Below are 18,037 nucleotides of genomic sequence, written 5' to 3' on the forward strand. Positions count from 1 at the left end.
ATCACAAACCACCTTACGCCTTATGACGCAGCCATTTCACAATTTGTTGCGCTGGCTGTTCTGCTTCTTGCTTCAATACAGTTATTGCTTCCTTATGATCCTTGCGCCAGCCATCTACATTATTGAGCAACTCACACATATAGGATGCAGCTCGAACCGCATCCAGCTTAGCTGTCGTCCCAATCGCCTTTTCATGGAGACGATGCAGAAACTGATCAATCTTCGGATCATAAGAAATCCCTGCAAGCGGCACCTCTTGGGAGGCCGCATAAATGAGGGAATGCAATCGCATTCCAACCAGCACCCGGCATTGACTTACTTCCCGCAGCATCGTTTGAGGGTGCTCAAGCGGAGCGCATAAGCTCATCACCGAGCCAGCCTCTGTAGCATTTGCAGATTGGCCGCCGCACAATCCATCTGCCTCCGGCACCATAGTCTCCAGCTTCTTCATGACATAACGGGAAGCTTCTTGATCACTTGCGCCGTGGAAAGGCAAGAACCGAAGATGGACATTCTGCATTTGACTTAACTGAAGCAGCATATCGACAATCGAATCCATATCAGAGCGATCCTGATTCCAAAACCGGAGGGACACGCCCACATAAGGTCGTCCTGCCTCATCAAATCCTTTTCCGTCATCAAGTTCGGATTTCTCACCTTGAGATGCCGGCAACCGAAGGCCCATCACTGGATCAGGTACGACGTGGATATTATCTTGCCCTATTCCCATTCGCATTAACAGTTCTGCAGACTCACGATCACGTACCGAAACATACGCTGCACGGCTAAATACATGGCGAATGTACGGATAGAAGGACTCGCGATTGACAGGCCCAACTCCTTGCGAATAAATGAATGTCGGCTTGCGGAACCACTGTGCAAGTTTCAATACGCCCAAGTAATAAGGAATCGTCTTTGAACTGGTGGCATCCTGAAGCAGGCTGCCACCGCCGCTAATCAAGGCATCGCTGCTGCGAATCGCACCGAGCAGGGCCCCGGGCTTCATTCGATGAACAGCTTGTACCCCATATAACCGAGATGTCGTTTCTGGATCACCCGATAATACAACTGGCTCGATTGCCGTGCCGGCTTCGTTACCAGCGCGTTCCAAGGCAGTCAAAATTGACAATAGAACCGCCTCGTCACCACTATTATTGAATCCGTAATATCCGGAAAGTACTATTCTTGTAGCTTTGGACGCCATGCATCCCAACACCTTTCAATGATAGTCCACACGAAAATGCCAATGATTCCGATAACGAGCCCCAGACCAAGTCCAAGAAGCGTACGAATCAACGAAATCATGACTGGCGTATGGATATGCGCGAATGTATCTACCATAGACAATTGGCCGATAACCGCAATGATGAACGCATACAAAGCAATCCGATAACGGTAAGCTGCAAATGCTGCAACCAAGAATAAAGGATGCGCCATCAAAAATTCTTTATTTCGAGGTCGAACCCCTAACGTATTCTCAAGCAGAGAGCGGAACGATTTTTCAAAGGAAGAAACAGTTCCCGCATTCCCCGTACGGGATAGGTAGTACAACCCCACTACGCCCGCGACGCCTGCCGCAATGACCCACAACACCGTAATCGGCATTTTGAGCCAGCGATTGGCTTCCTTCACTACGGAATCTCCACGGTAGAGGAAGATATACAAAGCAGTAAGGCCAATTGGAACGAAGTGCAGCAAGCTGACTCCGCGGAATTGATTCAATACAAGACTGTACGAAATATTGTTAAGCAATGCAATCACGAATGGGATAGCCATCAACGACAATAACGTCGTACGTAAGAACAGACCAACCGATTTGCTGAATCGTACCTTAAAGTTGACGATCGAAGGGCTCATATCTACTCTCCGAACGGCAAGCACCATAGCGATCGTCGGCGCGCTTATGGCAACCATAAGTGCAAGCAATTGCTCAAACAAGGCAGGTTTCAACACATACATTCCTGCGCTTCCGATTAAGCCAAGCACGAAAGCTGGAAGCATGACATACGGTACAAAATAAGAGATCATCAGCGCGATCAACGCTACACTGCCAATAACGACAATGATTTTCGCAATTCTCTGCCAGGAAGCATCGTAAACCGTAAATGGCTCCGCAGTGCCCAATGTAAATCCATTCTTTTCAATCGATGCAACTGCATCCCCAGGTGCCTTCAAGGTGTGAATCAAATTATCTATCGAAGTCACAATTTCAGACTTCTTTACATCTTTCTTAACAGCTGAGTTCAAATAAATCATACGAATATTGCGATCCTTCGTCGCAAGTGAGAAACGATCAGCCAACACATCAATATCATTGAACGATTCCTGATCATTAATCGAATGCAAACGTACCACATTATATTTCGTCAAATAAGCCAGCTTGTTCATGCCCTGCTGCGGCTTTTTCAAGCCTTCAATGGCAGCAATCCCAATGTTGTGCTTATTCAACAGATCAGCAAATCCCGCCAAACTATTTTTCTCTGGATCATCATTAAAGCCTTTAACCGCATCCCCATCGAACAAAATGCGAGTCACACCTAAAGAATTATAATATTGCAGCAGTTCATCCATTTGCTCCTGATCATACTCCGAGCTGTCGGACAAACGCGGCATAATGGCAAATCCTTTATCCACCAGCATCTGAATCGTGATTGGATCCTGCGGCATCGATTTCATCACTGCGGATTCAACTGGAGTTTCCAAAATCAATCCATTGCGTCCCTCGAACTGCCACGCGCGAACCTCTACACCCAAACGAAGAAAAGTCTTCTCAATCATCGGAGAAAGCTTCTGTTCATTCTCAGCTGATGTGAACAAAAGATATGTATAATTCTCATTTAATGGCGGGAGCTTCTTTTGCAAAGTTGCCGCATCGTTGGAATTATAAATCAACACTTTGCGTGCTGACTTCAAGTCCGACAAATTACTCTCGAACAGCGCCATCGTGTGCACGCCAGCATCTTTTAGCCGTCCCAACTGCTCATCGATAAACTCATTTGGCTTAGCCATTAGCCCAGACATATCAACCAAATTACGATAATTGAATACAATTTCAACCTTGTTCGCCGACTGCTCTGTCTGTACCCGCTGCACGGCTACTGGAATAGCGGCTACTAATCCGACAATAGCTACGAGCCATAGCCATTTTTTCATATGTCGGTTCCATTTCTCTACCTGTTGAAACACTTGTTTCCCTCCTTAAACCATTCCGAATACGTTGTACGCGAGTCACCGCAATATTGTGGCATGCTTCGATTGTTCGATGAGTTCCGAGTCTATTCGACACGGCCGACACGCATCTGATCATCAGCTGCAGCTATCCTTAGAATAACCGAACTGCGCTTCATTCATTGCAACAAAACCCGCGTAATTTGTATTCTATTCTCGATCCGACAATGCAAACATCAATTCACCTTCAGCTACGACCTTATCTCCTACCTTTGCTGTTGCCTGTCCTTTCCCAATCGTACCCTTCAATCGTGTGATTTCTACTGTTAGTGTCAGTGTGTCACCCGGCACGACTTGACCACGAAAACGGAAATTATCAATTCCAGCAAAAAAGGCAAGCTTCCCTTGATTCTGCTCCATTTTCAACATAGCAACCGCACCTACCTGTGCAAGCGCTTCAACAATCAGAACTCCCGGCATAACCGGATAACCTGGAAAGTGGCCTGCAAAATGCGGTTCGTTCATCGTTACATTCTTAATTCCGACGGCACGTTTACCTTCTTCTACTTCAAGAATGCGATCAACGAGCAGGAATGGATAACGATGCGGAATAATTTCCTGAATTTGTTCAATGGATAACATGGTGACTTACTCCTCTCTTCCTATACGTATATTACGGCAGCTATACGTCAATAACTAAGATCATCCTTCATGACTGCAGGCTTGAAGGTTGAGATAAGGGGCTCCTCTTACAGCTATTGCTGTCAGAGGGGCTCTCTTCTTAAAATCAGAATGTACAACTTCTATCAATGTCATTCTGCTGCAACATAAGTTGCCCTCCTTACATGACCCCATAGCACATCATAACAAGCCGTAGCCAATGTAAAGATTTTCAACCCTTCACAGTCAACAAACCTATTCCCCTCACAAACGATTTGAGATCTCATTTTCGACTTCTATCTTACGATTAATTCGAATAAACAAGAGCGCGTACATAAACGATGTGATAAATGAAAATAGGATTACCGCCCATAACAGTTGGACTGCATAATTCCATTGGAAGTAGACGAATAGAATCGCGATATAATAGAAGACTGTCGTCAATTTCCCCATCCAATTAGCTGGAACTGTTTTCTTTCCTTTAAAATGAAATAAAGCTGAGCACGCAATCATTCCTGCATCCCGAATCAGCATCGCTACCGCAGCCGTCCAGGGCATATCTCCAGACCACAGCAAAGAAAACATGACGGTCAACATCATTAGCTTATCTGCCAATGGATCCAGCATCATGCCGATATTCGTTACTAAATTATACTTGCGTGCGATATACCCGTCCATAATATCAGTCAGTCCGGCCAGCAGCCAGACACCGAATGCAGCGTATCGCTCACCGATGAAGAACAAAGCCATATAAACGGGGATGAGAACGAATCGAAACATCGTTAACATATTCGGTAAATTCAACCTCAAAACCCCCAGTTCCCCCCATTTTCAATGTTCCTCCAACTCATTATACATGCCCCAAAACAAAAATGAAACTTTATAGCCTGGTACAGGAGGTCAAAAGCCCCTCAAGAAATAATCGATCACTGCCTTCTTCTTTTCCTTCGCCTTACGCACAAAAAAATCCCCACAAAGTGGGGATTCCCTTAACCGAACACAAGTTGGAACAAATGTGTCCATGTATTGACGTTCAGTGCATCTGCAACAGAACCCTTGCCTAGCACGACAAATCCGGCTACCATTCCGCCGAACGTAGCTAGCACGCATAATAGTGGGACAATGGCCAGTCGAAAAATCCACTTGCCTGCCTTAGAATGGCGAACCGGTTCCTGCTTAGGTTCCGGCTCTTGCTCAGAGGCTGTCTGAGCAGCCTCCTTGCCCTTGCGCAGACGCTGCTTGCGCCGCTCTTCGAATACAGGCTGCTGAGCAGGCTTGCCAGCTACCGGCAACTCTAAATGATCGTCGGTTTCGGTCTTCACCTTCGTCTCCCCGTCCTCGTGTTCGGAGCTGGAATGAGGACGATGCAGACGCGCTAACGATATATCCTGTTGCAGCGGCTCATACTCATAATCGAGCAGCTTCTTGTTTTTCTCTTCTTGGTCACTCATTATCTCACCCGCTTCGTTTACGCGCGAAGGTTATTCGCCAGCCCCCACATCGCGTCTCCGGAAGTCAATGCACGAGCGGACATCTGATACGCACGCTGCGCTTGAATTAAATCGTTCATCTCATCGATCAGCGATACATTCGATTGCTCAATCATACCTTGTCGAACGTGAACCGTTTGATTTTCCGTCAGATCAAGATCCTCAACGACTGCATTTCGGTTCATGTTAGGGGCCATTACGTAATAATTGTTCTCTGTCTGTGTCAGGAGCTCTGGGCTGATTGGCTTCACAACCTTCAGCGTAGCAATCGGATTTGGAATCGCCACTATGCCATTCTTCGTCACGAATACTTGCCCCTTGTCATTCACCTGTATCTCTTGATCCGGAGCAATTCGAATCTCTGCACCGTCTTTATCTAATACCTTATCGCCTTGGGCCGTTACCAGCACCTTTTCATTCGAAGCCGGATCTATCGTATAATGGAAGGCTCCTTCTCGTATCCAAGCAGACTGGCCATTCGTCAGTCCGATCTCGAATAGCGCATTGCCTTCAAGCGCAAAGTCAGTGCTCACACCCGTCTGCTTTAGTGAACCTTGTGAGAAATCACGGCCCATTGCAGTCAATCGTGCCCCGTAGCCAAGCGTGTATCCCATTGGAGTTGCTCTTCCTGGCTGACGGTAATCTTTATCATGTTGTCTTACATTTGTAAGTACATCGGCAAATGTAGCGGACTTGCGCTTATAACCATTTGTATTCAAATTCGCCATATTGTCTGCGACGATATCCAGCTTACGCTGAATGCCATTCATGGACGTAGCTGCAGAAATCATAGACTGGTTCATATCGTTCCTCCTATTCTAAGCGCTTAGACGCGCCCTACCTCATTGACCGTCTTGTCCAGCGTCTTATCATAGAATTGTACGACTTTCTGATTCGCCTCATAGGCACGGAAGGCCGTCATCATGTCCGCCATCGATTGGGTCGGATCTACATTGGAACGTTCTAGATAACCTTGCTGTACTTGCACCTGCTTCTGATCTTCCGCTGTCCATGCGATCGCGGTTGCTTGGCCAGCGCCCGCTGCATCTAGGCGGAAACGCCCATTACCTGTTCGAATCAACATATTCGGGTTCTCAATGCGAGAAACGAGCAGATCTGCTCCCACTATCGGAGTTCCTGTATGTACATTGTACATTCTCCCTGCATCATTAACCTTTACATCATCCAGAGATACATTGGCTGGCAATACAATAGGCGCCTGATTCCGGTTCAACACAAGCGCTCCGTCTGCCGTCGTCAGCTCATGACGCTCGTTTAATCGAAAATGGCCATCCCGCGTAAAACGCACCTCGTTGCCTTCCCGCACTGTAAAGAAGGCTTCTGGCTTATACACAACATTGCCTTGCCCATCTCTTCCTTTGCCTGAAGCGTCAAAAGCAACGCCCGGAACACTTAAATCTGCAAGCAGCGCAAAATCACCGGATTGGTTCGTCTGCATCAGATCCCCTTGATTGAACAGCATGCGGCTCTCTTCCGCAAAAACACCGGTATTCAAACGGCCAATGGTTCGTCCTGATCCTTGATCGCCACCCATTAAGGACAGCATCATTTCAGGAAATGAATGTACAGCTCCTGTTACCGACTTGTATCCAGGAGTATTGATATTGGTCATATTATTCGTAACCGTATCATGTCTCCGCTGCTGGGTCATCATGCCCGATGCAGCCGTATATAACCCTCTAATCATGTCGCTTCCTCCCGATCTATCAAAGCATATACTTTGTATATCGGATTACACGAATGATTTCTTAACGACCTTATCCAAATTGTCCAGCATAATTCCTGTACCCTTCACGACACAATGCATCGGATCTTCGGCTATAAGCACTGGTACCTTCAGTTCATCTGCCATTAGCTCGTCCAATCCGTCAAGAAGTGCTCCGCCGCCAGTCAAAATGACGCCGCGATCGATAATATCCGCCGACAGTTCCGGCGGTGTCCGTTCCAATACCGATTTCGCAGCCGCGATAATCGACGAGATTGGATCCCACAAGGCTTCACGAACTTCATCGGATGTGATTGTAACCGTGTATGGAAGGCCAGATACCATGTCACGCCCACGGATATCCATTTCCCGTTGTCCACCTTCGCGCACCGTTCCAATGTTGATCTTAATATCTTCAGATGTACGCTCCCCAATCAACAACTTATACTTAGACTTAATATATTTCATGATGGAGCTGTCGAACTTGTCCCCAGCAATTTTAATAGAAGAGGCGGTAACGATGTCTCCCATGGACAATACCGCCACGTCTGTCGTTCCGCCGCCGATGTCAACAACCATATTGCCGCTTGGTTGGAAAATATCCATCCCTGCGCCAATTGCCGCCGCCTTCGGTTCTTCTTCCAAGAAAACATCCTTGGCACCGCTCTTCTCAGCCGCTTCACGAATTGCCTTCTGTTCAACAGAAGTAATGTTCGTCGGCGCGCAAATTAGAATTCGTGGATGCGAGTACCATTTGCGACCGCCGACACGTGAAATAAAGTGCTTCAGCATTGCTTCCGTTACCTCGAAGTCAGCAATGACTCCGTCTCTAAGCGGGCGTATAGGGACAATATTACCCGGTGTCCGTCCAACCATTCTGTGGGCTTCTTCACCCACGGCGAGGACTCGCTTTGAATCGCTTTCGATTGCTACAACCGAAGGCTCGTTCAAGACGACCCCCTTCCCCTTGACATGGATGAGAACGTTCGCCGTTCCCAAGTCGATTCCAATATCCTTGCTAAGCATAAGTTCGAGAGCCTCCACATTCATTTTTCATGTCCAAATCGAGAAATTACGACCGTTTTCTGCAAAATATTTACTCATCGTTTACCATATCATACTTTCTCTGCTACGTTCAATGACAGATTGGAAGGCAGCTCACATTTTAAAAAGTTATTGGAATGGGGTGGGGGGTTAGGATTTACCGGCCGTCATCACCTCACGTTTTTTTGAAGTGGTTTTCTTATATTTTATCTTCGTTGCTTCCCCACCACGCAAGTGACGAACGGACTTATGATATTCGAGAATGTGCTTCACCTGATCAGCCAAATCGGGGTTGATCTCAGGCAGCCGTTCGGTCAAATCTTTGTGCACCGTGCTTTTGGACACGCCGAACTCTTTGGCGATAGTACGAACCGTATGCTTCGTTTCGACGATGCAGCGGCCGATTTTGATGGTCCGTTCTTTGATGTAGTCGTGCACGTTCCCGCCTCCCTACTCGGTTTAATTGGTACATTATATGAGGGGGTCGCACACTTATGCGTTATAACCAAGCCTGACAAGCTTGGCTTAGCCAATATTTTTGCCAAGGCTGACAGTGGACAAGATGGATAACGGAATCACCTATCCGAAGAAAAGGCAGGAAAAAAAGCTTAGTCAAAGCGGTATTTCTGATGCTTTCAAAATTGTGGACGAGATGGTTCATATCCAAATTCAAACGAGCAAAAAATTTTTTTCGAAAAGCGATCATTTCTGATGCGATTTCCTCCCCGACCAAAAATATAAAAACGGGCAAATGTCCTAAAGACATTCGCCCGTTGTTACCAGTTCAACCGTATTAGTTTTTAACCAGAACCGATGTCGGGTTGACTGGCTTGTTCTCATTGTACACTTCAAAGTGAACATGAACGCCCAGTTCCTTCTCTAGTTCGCTGCGGCCTGCAGAGGCAAGCGCGTCACCCTTCTTCACGGTATCGCCAAGCTTCACTTTCACATCAGCCAAGCTTTGATAGACCGTTTTCATGCCATTGCCATGATCCAGCTCTACGACAAATCCATTCGTTGAATGCTGCTCGGCACGTGTTACTTTACCACTCATAGCTGCCAGCACATCAAATGTCTGCTTGTCCTTGCGTGCCAAGTCGATACCTACATTCGGCGTAAACGTTTGCTTGTACTGCACCATTGCCGCGGCCTGTTCTTCCTTGGAAGCCTTCTCGTCATAGTACGGCATAACGACATCTACATCCCCAGCGTTCGCCACCGGCCAACCGAGTGTTTCGTTTGTTGCCACAACTTCGACTGCTTCTTCCTTGGCTCCTGTTGCCGTTCCTGCTGTTGTGTTGCCTTGCTTCATCGTCTGCTCTGCTTGCGTCGCATCCTTGTTTGGGTCGAGCGGTTTGTGGTTCAAGTCTTGATAGACCCAGACTAGAGTTAGGATAATTGCTGCTGCGGCCATGTACAAAGCGGGGAATACCCATTTCTTCGACAACAGCTTTCTCCATGAGGATGTGTGAACCGCTTGCGTCCCATGCATTGATTTGGAGGCTTCAGACGGATTTGCTGTGCTTGTCGTAGATGTATTCATCGTTGATTTGTTTTTTGAGTTTTGATTTTGGTTTTGTTCACTCATTTGTGATCACCTCAGTAACCATTGTTACCGAGGCTAGTACTTTTATACGTAGAAATGCTAATTTTTAAGATATGAAGCTAGCAGGGCTAGAAAGCCTAGTCTAGCTCCCTTCTGAGAATGGCTCGTATCGCCTCTGCCCAGCGGCGAATCCCTGTAATGCAGCTCAGTTTCTCAGCCGGCCTGCTGCTAACTTCGAAGCTTTGTCCAGTTTCACATCATTATAATAGTAGGTTACAATTTGCTCGGCTGTCGCGCCTTCCTTGGCCATCCCCTGCGCCCCATACTGGCTCATGCCTACGCCATGCCCGAATCCATATGTGGTAATGACCAACTTGTCATTGTCTACACTCCAATCGAATGCGCTTGATCGCAGTCCAAGCTTCTCTCGAATCTCTCGTCCTGTAAAATGTTCTGATCCAATCTGAACCTGACGCACCCGCTTGCCAACCGTTCGAGATACAATGCGAAGCTGATTCCCAATCCCTTGAATGGAAGCTGTCTTGCCAGTTGTTCCACCATCTGATTTCAGCTTCAATGCTTGTGCCGATACCCCAAGCTCTGACAGCAGGTTATTCATTTGAAAAGTAGTGCGTTCCGCATATTTCGGAGCGACCCGCTCGTCCCAAGGACTCGGCACACTTTTTAAGTATGGGATCGGGCTCCCCCAGTAATCCTCTGCATTTTCGGTATATCCATTGCTTGTCGAGAAAAAGGCAGCCATAATCGGTTTACCCTCATACGTAATAATGAGATCCTTCGTCTCTTCCACGGCGCGGCTCAGCTTCGCCGCGGCATCCTTCGGTAGCCGCTTCATCTCCGCGAGCGGTTTGTAAGCCTGATGGGCGACGGTGTTTGTCACGTCGGCCCCCTCTGGTGCGCCGCTTGCATCCTTCGCCAGCAAGCGGCGCATGATGTACGTGCGGGCGGCTATCGCTTGCGCCTTGAGCGCTTCGAGCTCAAAGCTGCTCGGCATCTCTGCCGCCAGGACGCCGCGCACGTACTGCTCCAGCGCGATGCTCTCAATTTGGCGCGTGCCGCTCAGGTACACGCGCACCATGGGCTGCGCCGCCGCTATGCCTGGCGACTCCTTTTGCGCCTGCGGCGCCGTGCGCTCGCTGCGCACGCTCGTGTCCTTCTCCTGCTGGTGCTCTTGCACCAGCAGGAGCGGCACGAGCAGCGCGAGCGCGATAAGCGCGCCAGCCCATAGGGCGGTGCGCGCTAGCAGCGGCAGGGGGCGCCTGCGCATGCCCCATCGCCCCCTGCCGCGAAAGCCCAGGCGCGGCTTCAGCCAGCGGGCGAGCCGTCGCGCCTGCGCGTTCAACATCGGCTGCATTGCCATCCGACTCTCTCCTCCTCTCCCACGGAAGAACCCTCTCTTCATTTCTAGCATTTCACAAATAGAGCAGAGTCAATCCTCTTTCTTCTACCCTATGCTTTTTTGAGAGAGGACAGAACCGGATAACCATTTATCTATCGTTTGCATTTAGAAAGGATCCCAGACTTTAGAATTATGTATCCTATATGCAAAAAAGCCTCCTCTTTATGAGGCGGCTTTTTGTCTAGTCGGTACACCATTTGTATCGATGCTATTGTCTATATATAATCCAGATGGAGGCTCCTTCTCTAGCCTTCTCGACATAGGCTTACGCCCAAGTTGGCTGAGTTTGGAAAACACCTTCTACCTTCTCTTCTTTCGTTTCTTGTGGCTTTTCCGTCATATTCACACGATAGATGTCCGCTCCAAGCGCAGACAATTTCTCCGCCAAGTGCACATAACCGCGATCAATATGATGAACGCCCCCAACTTCTGTCGTGCCTTCAGCGATCAAGCCTGCACAGATCAGCGCTGCACCAGCACGTAGGTCAGTTGCCGTTACCTTAGCGCCTTTCAGCTTCGCTGGTCCTGTTACCACAGAAGTACGTCCTTCAACCTTAATATTGGCATTCATCAGGTTGAACTCATCCACATGCATGAAGCGGTTTTCGAATACCGTTTCCGTAACAACAGATGTTCCTTCCGCTGCAAGCAGCAATGCCATCATCTGCGACTGCATGTCTGTTGGAAATCCAGGGTATGGAAGCGTCTTGACATCTACAGCCTTCAGCGGCTGTTCCGCGCGTACGCGAATGCCATTCTCATCCGGCTCGATTGTAATGCCCATCTCTTCCATCTTCGCAATAACGGGGCCAAGGTGATCCGCAATTGCACCTTCCACATACACATCTCCGCCTGTCATCGCAGCAGCAACCATATAAGTTCCCGCTTCGACACGATCAGGGATTACTGTATGCTCAGCACCTTGCAGATGATCCACACCTTCAATGCGAATAACGCCTGTTCCTGCTCCGCGAACGACTGCTCCCATCTTGTTCAGATAGTTCGCCAAGTCGACGATTTCCGGCTCACGAGCTGCATTTTCAATAATTGTCGTACCTTCGGCCAATGTAGCCGCCATCATAATATTTTCCGTCGCACCGACACTCGCAACATCCAAGTAAATCTTAGCGCCCTTCAGTCGGCCGTCCACTTTCGCTTCAATATATCCTTGTCCGAGACCAATAACCGCACCCATGGCTTCAAAGCCTTTCAAATGCTGATCGATCGGACGAGTTCCAATAGCGCATCCGCCAGGCAAAGAAATACGCGCCTGTCCTGCGCGAGCCAGCAACGGGCCCATGACGAGGAACGATGCTCGCATCTTACGCACCAACTCATATGGAGCTTCATAGGAATGAAGGTTCTCCGCATTCACATGAATAGTTTCGTTGGAATATGTAAGGCTTGCACCTAATTTTTCCAGTACATTGTGTATCGTTTTCACATCGTCAAGTGGAGGTGCATCGCAAATAACGCTAACGCCTTTTTCTCCCAGTAACGAAGCAGCGATGATCGGAAGCACAGAATTCTTCGCGCCACTAACACGCACTGTACCCATCAATCGGTTGCCTCCGCGGACGATAAATTTGCTCATCATGTTTCCCTCCGCGCTTTATTTCGCCCCATTATCCATATTTCTGTAAAAAATGGTACGTTCTTTTGATTTCCAAACTACATCATACCACTGCATCACAGCTATGGACAAGCGATATTTTTCGATAGACCCTTCCACATTTTCCTTGGGGCTATCATCCAGTGTTGACATCTTCATTCGATGTTATTCGACAAGTGCTTAAACCCTTGTCGGACGGGGCCTCATCATATAAACATAACGGTTTGAACCCCGTCGGTGTACCGCCGTCCATTTCCTCTTAACCATTCCTGAATGATTCAAAACAAAAAACGTAATGATTGTGTCCAACTCCAATAATCGACAAAAAAATGAGCCACTGCTCGGCCGACTATAATGGCTAATAGTAAATGAACCATTTTGCCTTGTGGGCTTTGCGGGTGCCGAATGAACAAATCAATTTTTACGTTTTGCAGTGCCCACCATGCAAGTGCAATGCACAGCAATGTAATTATCATTTGAACAGCACCGCTCCAACCTACAGACGAGGTGACCTGTGTCCATGTTTCATTTCCGCCCACTTTAACCCCTCCTTACGTTTTCTTGTCTATGGCAACGAGGAGCATCGCTGCAAACTCAGCCCGTGTTGCTTCGCGATTTGGCTCGAACGTATTCCCTTTATAACCGCGAACATATCCCTTGCGTTTCATCTCAGCCAGCATAGGAGCTGCCCAATGCCCTACAGAGACATCTGCAAATGGAGGAGCACTAATCACCCCTGCCTTGAGGTGCAAGGCATTCCCTATCATCACCGCCATCTCTGAGCGTTTCACCTTTTGATCCGGTGCAAAGCGCTGGCCGCCGACGCCTCCAGCAATGCCTGCACTCGTAACCCGCGAAACTGCTGAATAAGCCCAATGCTTTGAAGTCACGTCCTTAAAAGATGGCGACTGCTTCCCCTTAGAGCTGAGCTTGAACGCATTTGCCATGATCGAAGCCGCCTCCGCTCGTGTGATAGGACGATCCGGTCCAAACTCCGCTTCAGGATAGCCGTTAATCCAGCCTGCCTTGACCGCACGAACGATCGAATCCTTAGCCCAATGTTGACCAATATCACGGAAGCCAGCTACTAGCGGCTCAGCCTTTACAGACAAGGAATAGAATTGCGTATCAAACTTATCACTGGTCGTCAATCGTACGTAGTACGTACTTGGTTCTAACTGAGTGCCTATCTCAAGAGAGGTCTCACCCAATCGATTGCGTGCGGAGGCAATCACCTTCTGTTCCCTTGAAAGAACAGACATTGTCACCACACGGTTAGAAGGTACATTCACTACTCGGAAACGGCCGTACGTCTGCTCCTTCACATTCCATTGGAACCAATCAACATCAGTATCCTCATGAAAGACCCCTTTATATTCCGTTCCTTCACTCATGGTGATAGCCTCATACACCTTATCATTCGGTTCATTTGAATCCGTAAATTGCGTCACATAATCGATATGCAGCTTATATTCTCCTGCTACGGCTTCCGGTCGTGCGGTTACCGCATTCTGTACCAAAATATAATACTTGCCCGCAGGTAAATCAGGAAGAACAACCGACTCAGCCTGACCTTCTTTCTGTTCATCTACCCAGCGTGTATCCATATGCGAGCCACGAATCTCCATTGCTGGATCAATACGAACAGTGTCCGTATCCAGTTTCAACCGAAGTGTTGCCTTCGTCGGCAGTTGAATCGAGTACCAATCGAAGTCAGATGCATGACTGAATGTGCCTACAATATCCTGTGTCCGAGCAGGAAGTGCAAAGGCTTGAAACTGCTTATCATTCGGCTCGAACGGATCCTCATAAATAAGGAAACGTGACGATAATTTGTATGCGACCGCAGCACCCGCATCCTCTGCGTAAAATCGGAAGACATTCTTTCCCTTCTTCACGGGAACAGCTAGCGGCTTATTGCTAGAGTAGCTATAAGCCTTACCTGTACGGTTATTGCCAGCAAAATGTGTAATTCCGATTTTGCTTGATCCTTGAATTCGCTGCAGATTCAGCTCTAGAGTTCCATCATAGGGAGCATCAACAACGAACCAATTATCCTTCTTCTTTCCGTTTATTTCTGCCGCCAGCGAAGTGTCTATCGGGAACACTCTCGCCTTTTCGCGACTCGTATTCGTTCCGAATGGATCTTGCTCTATTGGCGTTAATAACGCTTGGTCTGCACGAAGCATTCCATAGCCGCTAAGCTCGTCCCAGCCTTTCGCCTCGATATCCTTCGCTGTTTTCCGCAAATGCTGGCGAATTTGATATGGTTTCAGCTCAGGGTATTGGCTCCACAGCAATGCCGCTACTCCTGCCACTTGAGGAGCAGCCATCGAGGTTCCTTCTTCAGCAGCATAGCCCCCGCCTAATGCGGTCGTAAACACATGCCACGGCGCAACAAGATCTACCTCCGGACCAGTGTTTGAACGCGGCTCCACCCGCTGGTGATTGTTATTGCCGCCGATGGCGAGCACCGTAGGATAAGCGGCTGGATATTTAACCGCAATTTTCTCTCCATAGCGAGTACCGTCGTTACCAGTAGCTGCAATGAGCAGAACCCCCTTCTGCTCAGCATAATTCACAATTTCCTCCATGTATTTCGAATAGCGGTAGAGTCCGACTGACATGACCACGATTTTGGCGCCATGATCAACAGCATATAAAATCCCGGCCCCTAATTTATCCTCATCGCCATATCCCCTAGCATCGAGTGCTTTGATCGGCATTATTTTAGCTGACCATACAATTCCGGTTGTACCTTTACTATTATTGCCGATAGCCGCAATAACCCCGGCAACACTGGTGCCATGACCGTTATCATCTTGAGGGATGCCCGAATCCAGCAGGTTAATCCCCTTCACTAAGTTTGGCTTCAAATCCGGGTGGTTAAAGTCGACCCCCGTGTCGACAAGCGCAATTGTCGTAGACAGATTGCTCCGTGTCCGTCCCCACGCCGCTTCGATCCCTATCTGCTGCAAATAATGCTGCTGGCTATATAAGGTATCATTCGGCTTTACAACTGACTGCAGCGTATGAACCGTGTGATTCGGTTCGATGTATTCAATATCATTCGATCGCTTCGCATCGCGCAGCCAAGCATCCGGCTGCTCTGATTCCTTAGGACGAACGACCATGATCCCTACTGATTTCTGCTCTGACTCCACAATACTACGACGCAAAATTGCGTCATCCTGTGATCCTTGCTTCCACTTCATAATCCATGAGACGGCTTTCTCGTCACGCTGTTCATTGATGACAAGATTCGCAGTTGGTACAAGTGCCGCAGCTTCCCAACTGTGCTGTGCTGCCTCATTCAATCCACTTACCTCGTACATCGGCGAGATCGCTTGACGCATGCCTGACGATTCTAGCAGCAGCATGCTGGAAAGTACTATGATGGTGCCGGTCACGACGACGCGAGGCAATCGTTTCATAATGAATCCCATCCTCTTCTTGTTCCGAAGGCCTGTGCTAGAGGTTTATGAACGTACGATTCACTGGAAGAAAGAAAATTGGAATCATTCCGCGATCATATCTCCTGACCTCTATCCTTGCTCTTTATTTACGACTATGAATGAGATAAAGACAGACATCGTTTGGCGTTGTCTCCATCCATACAGACACAATATAACTTTACACGTTAAACGTTATAAAGTTTCGCCGTGGGGGCATTCTTTCCTTTTCAGATCGGTCAATTTGAGTCCGTAGTCCTACATGTAATAAAAAAGAATCGAAGCCTCTTCATAAACAGAGGCTTCGATTCTTCAATAACATGGAAAGTCGCTTTGCCATCAACCCAATGAATCGTTGTTCCTGATCACATACGGATCAGCAAGTCTGCTCCAATGGAGAAGACTTGTTGAATCGCCTTAACTACAAAACCTGGGAACACGCCGAGCAGCAGCACGAAAAGTACGCACAATGCGATGACAACTCGTTGTGTCATTGAAATTCGTACCTCATCCTCATTCCCTGCCCGCATGTACATCTGGCGGATAAAGCCGAAGTAGAAGTAGAAAGAGATAACACCTGTAACCATCATCAATATAGCGAGCCATACCGTATGACCGGCGGCTGCGCCGAATATGATGTACAGCTTACCCATGAAACCAGCCGTAATTGGAATCCCTGCAAGGGACAGCACGAGCACTGTCATCGCTACGGCAAGCCATGGTGAACGATAATACAAGCCAGCATATCCCTTCATCTCGTCATGTCCTGCTGAACGTTCGATCACCGTATGGACTGCGAAGGCACCAATCGTCGTGAATAAGTATGCCAGTAAGTAGAATAGGAACTCCGAGAAATTCGACGAATGCCACGAACCATCCAGCATATCCAATCCGATTGGTACAAGCAAGTAACCTGCATTCGCAATACCAGACAAGGCAAGAAGCCGCTTTACATTCGACTGTTTGAGCGCCATTGTCGTTCCGATAACCATCGACACTGCTGCCAGAACTAAGAGAATAGTGGCAAAGTCGTGATAGATGATCATATCCTTGTTGACGCCCAAACCAAAGTACAGACTGTAGAAGATGCGGAATAGAATTGCCAAGCTGGCACCTTTGGAGACAACCGCCAAGAAGGCTGCAACCGGTGTTGGCGCACCTGCATATACATCCGGTGACCAGGCATGGAATGGAGCTGCTGCCACCTTAAACCCGAAGCCTACCAGCATAAGCAGAAAGCTCACATAAATAAGTGGCTCAAAGGCATGCACATGATCCGACAGCCCTCTGGCAATCGCTCCAAGCTGCGTGCTTCCGGTTATGCCATAAACGAATGACATGCCGTATAAAATAAATGCGGACGCAACACTTCCCAATACCGCATATTTGAATGCACCCTCTGATGACTTGCGGTCATTTTTCTTAATTCCAACAAGAATGTAGGATGTGATGCTTATGAGTTCAAGACCAACATAGAGCGTGATGAGATCCCCTGAAGAAGCCATCATCATCGCCCCAAGTGTAGCTGGCAGCAGCAAATAGTAATATTCGCCGCGATTTGAGATTTCATTTTCCCGTATATTTCCGATACTCATCAGCAGGATGAGTCCCGTTGCAGTAAGGAATACGATTTTAAGCAATAATGCAAAATCGTCTATGCGATAGCTTTGATTGAGCAGCTGCACAGCCCGGGTCGCTTCCTCTGAGAGATATACCCGTTGATACAGCTTCCATATAACTAAGCCGAGCGAAATCAGAACGCCCAGCAGGGACAGCCCCCCGATAATATCCCGATTTACACGACGGGGCAGCGCCAAATCAATGAGCGAGATCACAATCGCTGCAATAACAAGCGTCAGCTCAGGTGCAAGCAGTGCGAGATCGCCCAATTGCAGCAGTTTAACTGTAGTCGCATCCAT

At 48.1% G+C, this 18,037-nt stretch carries 15 protein-coding genes; all 15 read right to left on the minus strand.

All coding sequences use genetic code 11. From position 1 onward, the window contains the following. Positions 1–13: 13 nt before the first annotated feature. The 15 genes from csaB to ACQ5BJ_RS17365 all read right to left on the minus strand — a co-directional run bounded on the left by csaB (position 14) and on the right by ACQ5BJ_RS17365 (position 18,037). Entirely contained in the window at positions 14–1,204 is a 1,191-nt protein-coding gene (gene csaB / locus ACQ5BJ_RS17295) for a polysaccharide pyruvyl transferase CsaB (RefSeq protein WP_430111703.1), read from the minus strand. Then, positions 1,180–3,186 carry a DUF5693 family protein gene (locus ACQ5BJ_RS17300; RefSeq protein ID WP_268620991.1) on the minus strand — a complete coding sequence of 669 codons (2,007 nt, stop codon included), beginning with the start codon at positions 3,184–3,186 and terminating at the stop codon, positions 1,180–1,182. The genes csaB and ACQ5BJ_RS17300 overlap by 25 nt, the downstream gene beginning before the upstream one ends. Positions 3,187–3,378: 192 nt before the next feature. Next, a complete protein-coding gene (gene fabZ / locus ACQ5BJ_RS17305) occupies positions 3,379–3,810 on the minus strand; it encodes a 3-hydroxyacyl-ACP dehydratase FabZ (RefSeq protein ID WP_005544783.1) in 432 nt (143 codons plus the stop codon). A 282-nt stretch (positions 3,811–4,092) separates the two neighbouring features. Beyond that, entirely contained in the window at positions 4,093–4,632 is a 540-nt protein-coding gene (locus ACQ5BJ_RS17310) for a CDP-alcohol phosphatidyltransferase family protein (protein WP_005544785.1), read from the minus strand. Positions 4,633–4,817: 185 nt separating this feature from the next. After that, positions 4,818–5,279 carry a DNA-directed RNA polymerase subunit beta gene (locus ACQ5BJ_RS17315; RefSeq protein WP_005544787.1) on the minus strand — a complete coding sequence of 154 codons (462 nt, stop codon included), beginning with the start codon at positions 5,277–5,279 and terminating at the stop codon, positions 4,818–4,820. A gap of 17 nt (positions 5,280–5,296) precedes the next feature. After that, the gene (locus ACQ5BJ_RS17320; protein ID WP_005544788.1) at positions 5,297–6,121 is read right to left on the minus strand and encodes a flagellar hook-basal body protein; all 825 of its coding nucleotides are present in this window, start codon (positions 6,119–6,121) and stop codon (positions 5,297–5,299) included. A gap of 23 nt (positions 6,122–6,144) precedes the next feature. Then, on the minus strand, positions 6,145–7,026 hold the full coding sequence (locus ACQ5BJ_RS17325) for a flagellar hook-basal body protein (protein ID WP_163978476.1): 882 nt from the start codon (positions 7,024–7,026) through the stop codon (positions 6,145–6,147). Between the two features lie 45 nt (positions 7,027–7,071). Further along, positions 7,072–8,070, minus strand: coding sequence for a rod shape-determining protein (locus tag ACQ5BJ_RS17330; protein WP_005544792.1), 999 nt, complete (start codon positions 8,068–8,070; stop codon positions 7,072–7,074). Positions 8,071–8,238: 168 nt separating this feature from the next. Then, positions 8,239–8,526, minus strand: a complete 288-nt coding sequence (spoIIID, locus tag ACQ5BJ_RS17335) for a sporulation transcriptional regulator SpoIIID (protein WP_021257153.1) — start codon at positions 8,524–8,526, stop codon at positions 8,239–8,241. A 355-nt stretch (positions 8,527–8,881) separates the two neighbouring features. Then, on the minus strand, positions 8,882–9,580 hold the full coding sequence (locus ACQ5BJ_RS17340) for a peptidoglycan DD-metalloendopeptidase family protein (RefSeq protein WP_412071032.1): 699 nt from the start codon (positions 9,578–9,580) through the stop codon (positions 8,882–8,884). A 259-nt stretch (positions 9,581–9,839) separates the two neighbouring features. Then, entirely contained in the window at positions 9,840–11,015 is a 1,176-nt protein-coding gene (gene spoIID, locus ACQ5BJ_RS17345; RefSeq protein WP_268620987.1) for a stage II sporulation protein D, read from the minus strand. A gap of 304 nt (positions 11,016–11,319) precedes the next feature. Further along, positions 11,320–12,648, minus strand: coding sequence for a UDP-N-acetylglucosamine 1-carboxyvinyltransferase (murA, locus tag ACQ5BJ_RS17350; protein ID WP_193372987.1), 1,329 nt, complete (start codon positions 12,646–12,648; stop codon positions 11,320–11,322). A 296-nt stretch (positions 12,649–12,944) separates the two neighbouring features. Continuing rightward, positions 12,945–13,205 (minus strand): DUF1146 family protein, encoded by a 261-nt coding sequence (locus ACQ5BJ_RS17355; protein WP_005544798.1) that lies wholly within the window; start codon positions 13,203–13,205, stop codon positions 12,945–12,947. Between the two features lie 12 nt (positions 13,206–13,217). Beyond that, positions 13,218–16,100 carry a S8 family serine peptidase gene (locus ACQ5BJ_RS17360; RefSeq protein WP_268620986.1) on the minus strand — a complete coding sequence of 961 codons (2,883 nt, stop codon included), beginning with the start codon at positions 16,098–16,100 and terminating at the stop codon, positions 13,218–13,220. A 383-nt stretch (positions 16,101–16,483) separates the two neighbouring features. Continuing rightward, entirely contained in the window at positions 16,484–18,037 is a 1,554-nt protein-coding gene (locus ACQ5BJ_RS17365; protein ID WP_005544800.1) for an NADH-quinone oxidoreductase subunit N, read from the minus strand.

This window comes from Paenibacillus sp. B1-35, from assembly GCF_050474385.1.
Lineage (GTDB): Bacteria > Bacillota > Bacilli > Paenibacillales > Paenibacillaceae > Paenibacillus_B > Paenibacillus_B alvei.

Excerpts from the sequence above, each read along its gene's own strand:
- csaB (WP_430111703.1), bottom strand. The coding sequence starts at position 1,204 with ATGGCGTCCAAAGCTACAAGAATAGTACTTTCCGGATATTACGGATTC.
- fabZ (WP_005544783.1), bottom strand. The coding sequence starts at position 3,810 with ATGTTATCCATTGAACAAATTCAGGAAATTATTCCGCATCGTTATCCA.
- ACQ5BJ_RS17315 (WP_005544787.1), bottom strand. The coding sequence starts at position 5,279 with ATGAGTGACCAAGAAGAGAAAAACAAGAAGCTGCTCGATTATGAGTAT.
- ACQ5BJ_RS17320 (WP_005544788.1), bottom strand. The coding sequence starts at position 6,121 with ATGAACCAGTCTATGATTTCTGCAGCTACGTCCATGAATGGCATTCAG.
- ACQ5BJ_RS17325 (WP_163978476.1), bottom strand. The coding sequence starts at position 7,026 with ATGATTAGAGGGTTATATACGGCTGCATCGGGCATGATGACCCAGCAG.
- ACQ5BJ_RS17330 (WP_005544792.1), bottom strand. The coding sequence starts at position 8,070 with ATGCTTAGCAAGGATATTGGAATCGACTTGGGAACGGCGAACGTTCTC.
- ACQ5BJ_RS17340 (WP_412071032.1), bottom strand. The coding sequence starts at position 9,580 with ATGCATGGGACGCAAGCGGTTCACACATCCTCATGGAGAAAGCTGTTG.
- spoIID (WP_268620987.1), bottom strand. The coding sequence starts at position 11,015 with ATGGCAATGCAGCCGATGTTGAACGCGCAGGCGCGACGGCTCGCCCGC.
- murA (WP_193372987.1), bottom strand. The coding sequence starts at position 12,648 with ATGAGCAAATTTATCGTCCGCGGAGGCAACCGATTGATGGGTACAGTG.
- ACQ5BJ_RS17360 (WP_268620986.1), bottom strand. The coding sequence starts at position 16,100 with ATGAAACGATTGCCTCGCGTCGTCGTGACCGGCACCATCATAGTACTT.
- ACQ5BJ_RS17365 (WP_005544800.1), bottom strand. The coding sequence starts at position 18,037 with ATGGATGCGACTACAGTTAAACTGCTGCAATTGGGCGATCTCGCACTG.